A 5885-nucleotide genomic window follows, 5' to 3' on the forward strand; every position below is an offset into this window, starting at 1 on the left:
CGCGGATTCCGGCTCCTCCGCCCCCGCGGACTCCGGCTCCTCCACCCCCGCCGACAGCGGCAGCGACTCCGCCGATTTCTCCAGCGAGACCATTGTCTTCTCCTCCGACGCTGTGGGCTCCGGCTCTTACAACATCATTGTTGAAATGAGCAAGTACCTGGAAAACCAGGGCGGCTTCGGCCTGGTAGACGTGCAGCCCACCAACCCCGGCGGCATGGGCGCTCCTTATCTGTTCGCCGGCGGCGGCGTGGATCTGGCGTTCATCAACGCCGCTCCCGCCAAGTGGGCCCGGGAAGAGGGCACCCTGGGCAAGGCTCCCACCAGCGGCTACTCCGCCGTCATCGGCGGCCTGACCGCGGTGTGCTACATCAACTGCATCTCCAACGATTTCCTGACCAAGCACAATGTCTCCACCATCGAGGAGATCTTCGAGCAGAAGCTCCCCCTGCGCATCGGCTGCTCCCCCGTGGGCTCCATGGACGCCCAGGGCGCGTACCTTCTCCTTGAGTACTTCGGCGTGACCCAGGAGGACCTGGAGAGCTGGGGCGGTTCCATCACCAACCAGTCCGGCTCCGAGAACCAGGCGGCCCTTCAGGACGGCAAGATCGACTTCTACATTGACCACACCTCCTCCAGCTCCTCCACCATGGCGGAAATTGCCACCACCTGCGACGTGACCTTCCTCCAGTGGGGCGACGAGCTGATCGACTGGTTCGTCACCGAGAAGGGCTTCCAGCGCATCACCGTCCCCGCCGACTCCTTCAAGGGCCAGACCAGCGAGATCGTTCTCCCCGGCTCTCCCGACTCCATCTTCGCCGCCGACACCGCCAGCGAGGACGTGATCTATCAGGTTACCAAGACCCTGTGCGAGAACCGCGACGCACTGGTGGGAACCTATAACTCCCTGTCTCCCTGGGATGTGGCCACCTGCATGGACTCCGAGAAGCTGGGCGGCAACCCCCTGCATCCCGGCGCGGAGCGCTACTACCGCGAGATGGGCTATATCCAGTAAGTCCGGCTCCATTTTTCTCGAAAAAACTCTGCCGCAAAGAAAGGGCGGGCGCCGCTCAGGCGCCCGCCCTCTTAGACAGGAGGATTCATGAGTATTTTTAAAAAGCAGACCGGCGCCGGGGGCAAAAGCGACCTGGACGCGAAGGCAAAGGCCTTGGCCAGCGAGCCCGATGAGGACTCGAAAATCGCGCGCATGCTGAAAAGCATGCCCAGGTGGCGCTATTGGACCCTGGCCGTTCTGGCCGTCACCATGACCGTTTTCCAGCTGTACATCAAACTGGGGACGCCGCTTCAGCCCTGGGCGCAGATTCCGCTGCACCTGTGCTATGCCCTGATCATCGTCTTCCTCTTTAACCCCATGGCGGAAAAATGCAAAAACAAGGAGAGCAAGGCCCGCCAGCTCTGGTGGATTTACGACGGCTTTTTAATCGGAGCCACCCTGTTCATCTGCTGGTACTTCCTCTCCCACGCCAACGCACTGAACCTGCGGGTTTATAACGTGGACCCCATGACCACACTGGACATCACCGTGGCGGTGCTGCTGCTGTTCGTGCTGATGGAGGCGGTCCGGCGGGTGGTTTCCCTGGCGCTGTTTGTCGTCATTCTCTTCTTTATGGCCTACGCCTTTTTCGGCCAGTACATCAGCGGCATCTTCCGCTTCGCGGGCATGAACTTCGCCCAGTTCTGCGAAACCCTCATGCTGAGCCAGAACGGCATCTTTGGTTCTCCTCTGTCCGCCTCCGTGGGCACGCTGTTCTACTTCATGGTGTTCGGCGCCTTCTTCTCCAACTGCGGCGGAGGCGGCGTGCTGATTGACGCGGGCATGAAGCTCAGCGACAAAACCGCCGGAGGCCCCGCCAAGGCGGCGGTCCTCTCCTCCGGTTTGCTTGGCATGATCTCCGGCTCCGCCGTGGCCAACGTGTCCACCACCGGCGTTTTGACCATTCCCCTGATGAAAAAGGCCGGCTACACCCCCGAGGAGGCCGGCGCCGTGGAGTCCGTGGCCTCCACCGGCGGACAGATCATGCCCCCCATCATGGGCGCGGGCGCCTTTATCATGGCGGAGATGATCGGCATTCCCTACATGGACATCGCCACCGCCGCCATCCTGCCCGCCGTGGCCTATTTCGGCGCGGTGTTCATTCTGGTCCATCTGCTGGCCAAGAAAAAGCAGATGTCCACTACCAATGACGCGCTGAAATACCAGGGCTCTCCCATCCTGCCCCGTGTCTACCGCCTGGTACCCATTATCCTGCTGGTCATCATGATCTTCGCGGGTATGTCCATGCCCAGAGCTGCCATATACTGCACCGCGCTGTCCATTATCCTGTGTATGCTCTCCAAGGACACCCGTATGAGCGCCAGGCAATTGATGGAGACTTTGATCGAGGGCGTCCGCCAAGCCGCCAACGTGGCCATCCCCACCGCGGCCTGCGGCATCATGATCGGCATTGTGGTCCGCTCCGGCGTGGCCGTAAAGGTGGCCAAGCTCATCGGCACCTCCGGAAACAACAGCCTGCTGCTGGCTCTGGTTGTGGCCGCCGTCGGCTGCCTGATGCTGGGCATGGCGCTGCCCACCGTGGCGGCGTACCTGATTGCCAACACCCTGTTCTGCTCCGCTATCCAGGGCCTGGGCATTGAGGCGCTGGTGGCGAATATGTTCATCTTCTACTTCGGCGTTGTGGCCCAGATCACGCCGCCGGTGTGCCTGGCCTCCTTTACCGCGGCGGGCATCGCCAACGCCAGCGCCTGGAAGACGGGCTGGAAGGCGTTCTTCTTCGCCATCACGGCCTTTATCGCTCCCTTCATGTTCGTCTACCGTCCGTCCATTCTGCTCATCGGCACAGTGACGGAGATTTTGATCTCCTGCGCCATGACCGNCTGCNCCACCTTCTTCCTNGCCGCCGGCGTAGCGGGGTATATGGGCAAGAATCTCTCTGCGGCGGAGCGGGTTTTGTTCTTTGCCGCCGCGCTGATGTTCATCATGCCCGGCAGCATGTTCGACCTGATCGGCATCGCTATGGGCGTCGTCCTGGTGGCCTGGTGCCTGATCTTCTCCCGGCGCCAGAATACCGCGGCAGTCTGACGTTTTCCCGAAAGACGCCCGCCATCCTTCGGTGGCGGGCGCTTTTCCCACAACACTGTAGGAGGATCATCCATGAATAACACGTTTGAGCTGGTGCACGTAGGCATCAACACCCCCAACCCCGAGGAGGCCGAAAAGCTGGCGCAGCTTCTCAGCCTGATGTTTCATCTCACGCCCCGTCACGGGCAGAAGTCCGAGTTCGCCGGCTCTTATTTCGAGTGTATGAAAGCGCCCTTTCTGGGCGTCAACGGCCATGTGGCCATGGCCACGCCAGACCTGGAGTCCGCCGTGGAGGAGCTGAAGGAGAAGGGCTTCTCCTTCAATATGGACACCGCCGCTTACGACGAGGCGGGGAAGCTGAAAAATGTGTATTTGGACGGTGAATTCGGCGGCTTCGCCATCCACATACTACGCAAGTAACGCCTTGAACTTATAGCCTGTAAACGGAAGGAGCGGTATCATGCCGGAGAGTTTCCTGGCGGCTTTGCGAGTCGTCCTGCCCATGGCGCTGTTGATTATACTGGGCGTGGGGGTGCGAAAGGCAGGCATCATGGACCGGACCGTCATGCGGAATGTGGACAAGCTGACCTTTCGGGTGTTCATGCCGGTGCTGCTGTTCAAGAATATTTACGAAACTGACCTTTCCCAGAGCTTTGCCCCGGAGGAGGCCGTCTTCGCCGCCTTGTCGCTGGTGCTGGTGATTTTCCCAACCGCTCTGCTTTTGCCGCCAAGGCTGGTAAAAAGCCGGGCCCAGGCCGCCTCCATCGGGCAGGCGATGATCCGGTCCAACTACATCCTCTTTGGCATTGCCGTGGCGGAGTCCATTTTTGGCGAGGGGAACGTGGGTCCCGTGGCCCTTCTGGGGGCCATAGTAGTGCCCCTGACCAACGCGCTGAGCGTCATCGTCCTGGAGATGGGCCGCTCCGGCCGGGCGGAGCCGAAGCGCCTGGTGCTGTCCATCCTGAAAAACCCCATGGTGGTGGCGGCGCTGGCTGCGATTGCGGCGTCGGCCCTGCCTTTCCGAATGCCGGAGCTGCTGTGGGGTGTGGTGAAGGATGTGGCTGGAGTAACCACTACGATCAGCTTCATCTCTTTGGGCGTTGGCTTGGACTTGGGGCAGGCCCGGGCAAACCGCCGCCCGCTGTTTTTGGGGCTCGCCCTGCGGATGGTTTTGATCCCGCTGATATTCCTGCCCCTCTCTGTGGCTCTGGGCTTCCGGAACCAAAGCCTGTGCGGGTTGATGGTCCTCTTCGCCGCCCCTACCGCCGTGGCCTCCTATCCCATGGCGGTGGCTATGGGAGCGGACGGGCCCTTGGCGGGCCAGTTGGTCTGTGCCGGAACCATACTGTCGATTTTTACAATGTTCTTCTATACCTTCCTCTTCCGCAGTTTAGGGATGCTGTAAACGGAAAGACGCACAAGAAGTGTCAAACGGGCGGAACTATCCAGGGCCTATTAAAGTGCGTGCCTGGGCAAAGGCCCAGTGCTGAAAATCAGAAGGCTGCATTCTGCGGAAGATACTTATCCAACCTTCCTGTAAAACGATAAATGTAAGAGGGCCTTCTCACTGGGGTGCGGGCAGGATGCCGTGTTTCCCAAATTAGGGAATAGCTGCGAAGGCGCGTTTTCCCACCCTTGGGCGGGGTGGGGAAAGCATCGCGCCCGGCTATACGCCGTCCGCACTCGCCAGAGAAAGCCCCGGCCCCCCTGCCCCTGAAGGGAAGAGGAGAACGGACAGCGATACGGTAGACTGGCCCGTGTTACGGCCTAGTGAGCCGCAATAAACAAAGAGCGATCCTTTTCCTGGCCTCCCAAATAGAGTGGGGAAATGTATGAATAAAAGGCTGTTTTCCGGTAGGCGGCAAATACGAATTTTTTGATAACACCGCATGAAGCCGCTGGATATCAAAGCGGAACACTGCACTGCGGGCCAATGGCTGGATGCTTGGGCGGAGAACTGCGCCAAGCTGCAAGTTCGAGCCTCGTCCTACAAGACCTGCCGGGGCTTTATCGAAAACCATATCAAGCCCGCACTTAGTAAAATCCCGCTGGAAAAACTGACTGCGATGAAAATCCTGCTGCCGGAGAGCCAATGTCATTAAGTTAAGAGATTACCGCGTCCGAAAAAAAGCCCACCGCCTTTTCTGGAAAGAAAGGGTGGTGGGTATTTTTCGCATAATGAGGCCCTGACACAAATAAATCTGCATCATTTGAAATCCGCACTTGACGAATGGTGGTGCATCAAGTAGAATAATGGTACGAGATAGCAGATAGTGCGGTGTGCATAGAGGGTTGCCGCCCTCTATGCACTATGCAGGATGATGTCGGCATCCATACACAACTGCTTCAGTAGTACCACGAATATAGTATAAGGCATCATTGCGACTTTTTCAAGATGTTCTTGTACTGGTTGTGTTAAGCACATAGCAAAGACTGATTGTGCGTGATTGTGCGTGTATGGGATTATTATGCCTGTACACGCATTTTATTTGTTATCTCGGCAGTGGAAGCCGTGCGGGGAGCATACCAGCCAGGTATGTGTCCCCCATGGCGGAGCTGTTTAGATTACAGCGGGGCCGTCCAGTGAAGCGGAAGGGCCTTGCAGAAAAAGGAGAGGAAAGAAAGGTGAACGTATTCTATTTCATCAGCTTGTTGGTCTCCAGCGGTTCTATCCCGGAAGCGATACAGGAACTATTTCAAGCTGCTGGTATCGTGGCGGCCGCATTTGTCCTCCTGCTTGGGTTTATCTTCTTTTTGCCGACAATTATATCGGGATTGAGAAAAAGCA

Annotated in this window: 6 protein-coding genes; all 6 read left to right on the plus strand. The window is 58.6% G+C overall.

What is annotated here, in order from left to right:
* Positions 1-1012: TAXI family TRAP transporter solute-binding subunit (locus JX325_RS11805; RefSeq protein ID WP_204791314.1), on the plus strand; the 1012-nt coding region annotated here is incomplete at its 5' end.
* Positions 1013-1099: 87 nt separating this feature from the next.
* Positions 1100-3097: a TRAP transporter fused permease subunit gene (locus tag JX325_RS11810; protein ID WP_243414065.1), complete on the plus strand. Its 1998-nt coding sequence runs from the start codon at positions 1100-1102 to the stop codon at positions 3095-3097.
* A gap of 72 nt (positions 3098-3169) precedes the next feature.
* Positions 3170-3517, plus strand: a complete 348-nt coding sequence (locus tag JX325_RS11815; protein WP_204791315.1) for a 2-dehydro-3-deoxyphosphogluconate aldolase — start codon at positions 3170-3172, stop codon at positions 3515-3517.
* A 40-nt stretch (positions 3518-3557) separates the two neighbouring features.
* Positions 3558-4502 (plus strand): AEC family transporter, encoded by a 945-nt coding sequence (locus tag JX325_RS11820; RefSeq protein ID WP_204791316.1) that lies wholly within the window; start codon positions 3558-3560, stop codon positions 4500-4502.
* Positions 4503-4986: 484 nt separating this feature from the next.
* Positions 4987-5199, plus strand: a complete 213-nt coding sequence (locus tag JX325_RS11825; RefSeq protein WP_204791317.1) for a hypothetical protein — start codon at positions 4987-4989, stop codon at positions 5197-5199.
* A 445-nt stretch (positions 5200-5644) separates the two neighbouring features.
* Positions 5645-5885 (plus strand): hypothetical protein (locus JX325_RS11830; RefSeq protein WP_204791318.1); only part of this gene is annotated, 241 nt, incomplete at its 3' end.

The sequence above is a fragment of the Oscillibacter sp. CU971 genome (assembly GCF_905219725.1).
Taxonomy (GTDB): domain Bacteria; phylum Bacillota; class Clostridia; order Oscillospirales; family Oscillospiraceae; genus Oscillibacter.

Bases quoted from the DNA above. Each gene is read 5' to 3' on its own strand.
- JX325_RS11815 (WP_204791315.1), top strand. From the start codon at position 3,170: ATGAATAACACGTTTGAGCTGGTGCACGTAGGCATCAACACCCCCAAC.
- JX325_RS11820 (WP_204791316.1), top strand. From the start codon at position 3,558: ATGCCGGAGAGTTTCCTGGCGGCTTTGCGAGTCGTCCTGCCCATGGCG.
- JX325_RS11825 (WP_204791317.1), top strand. From the start codon at position 4,987: ATGAAGCCGCTGGATATCAAAGCGGAACACTGCACTGCGGGCCAATGG.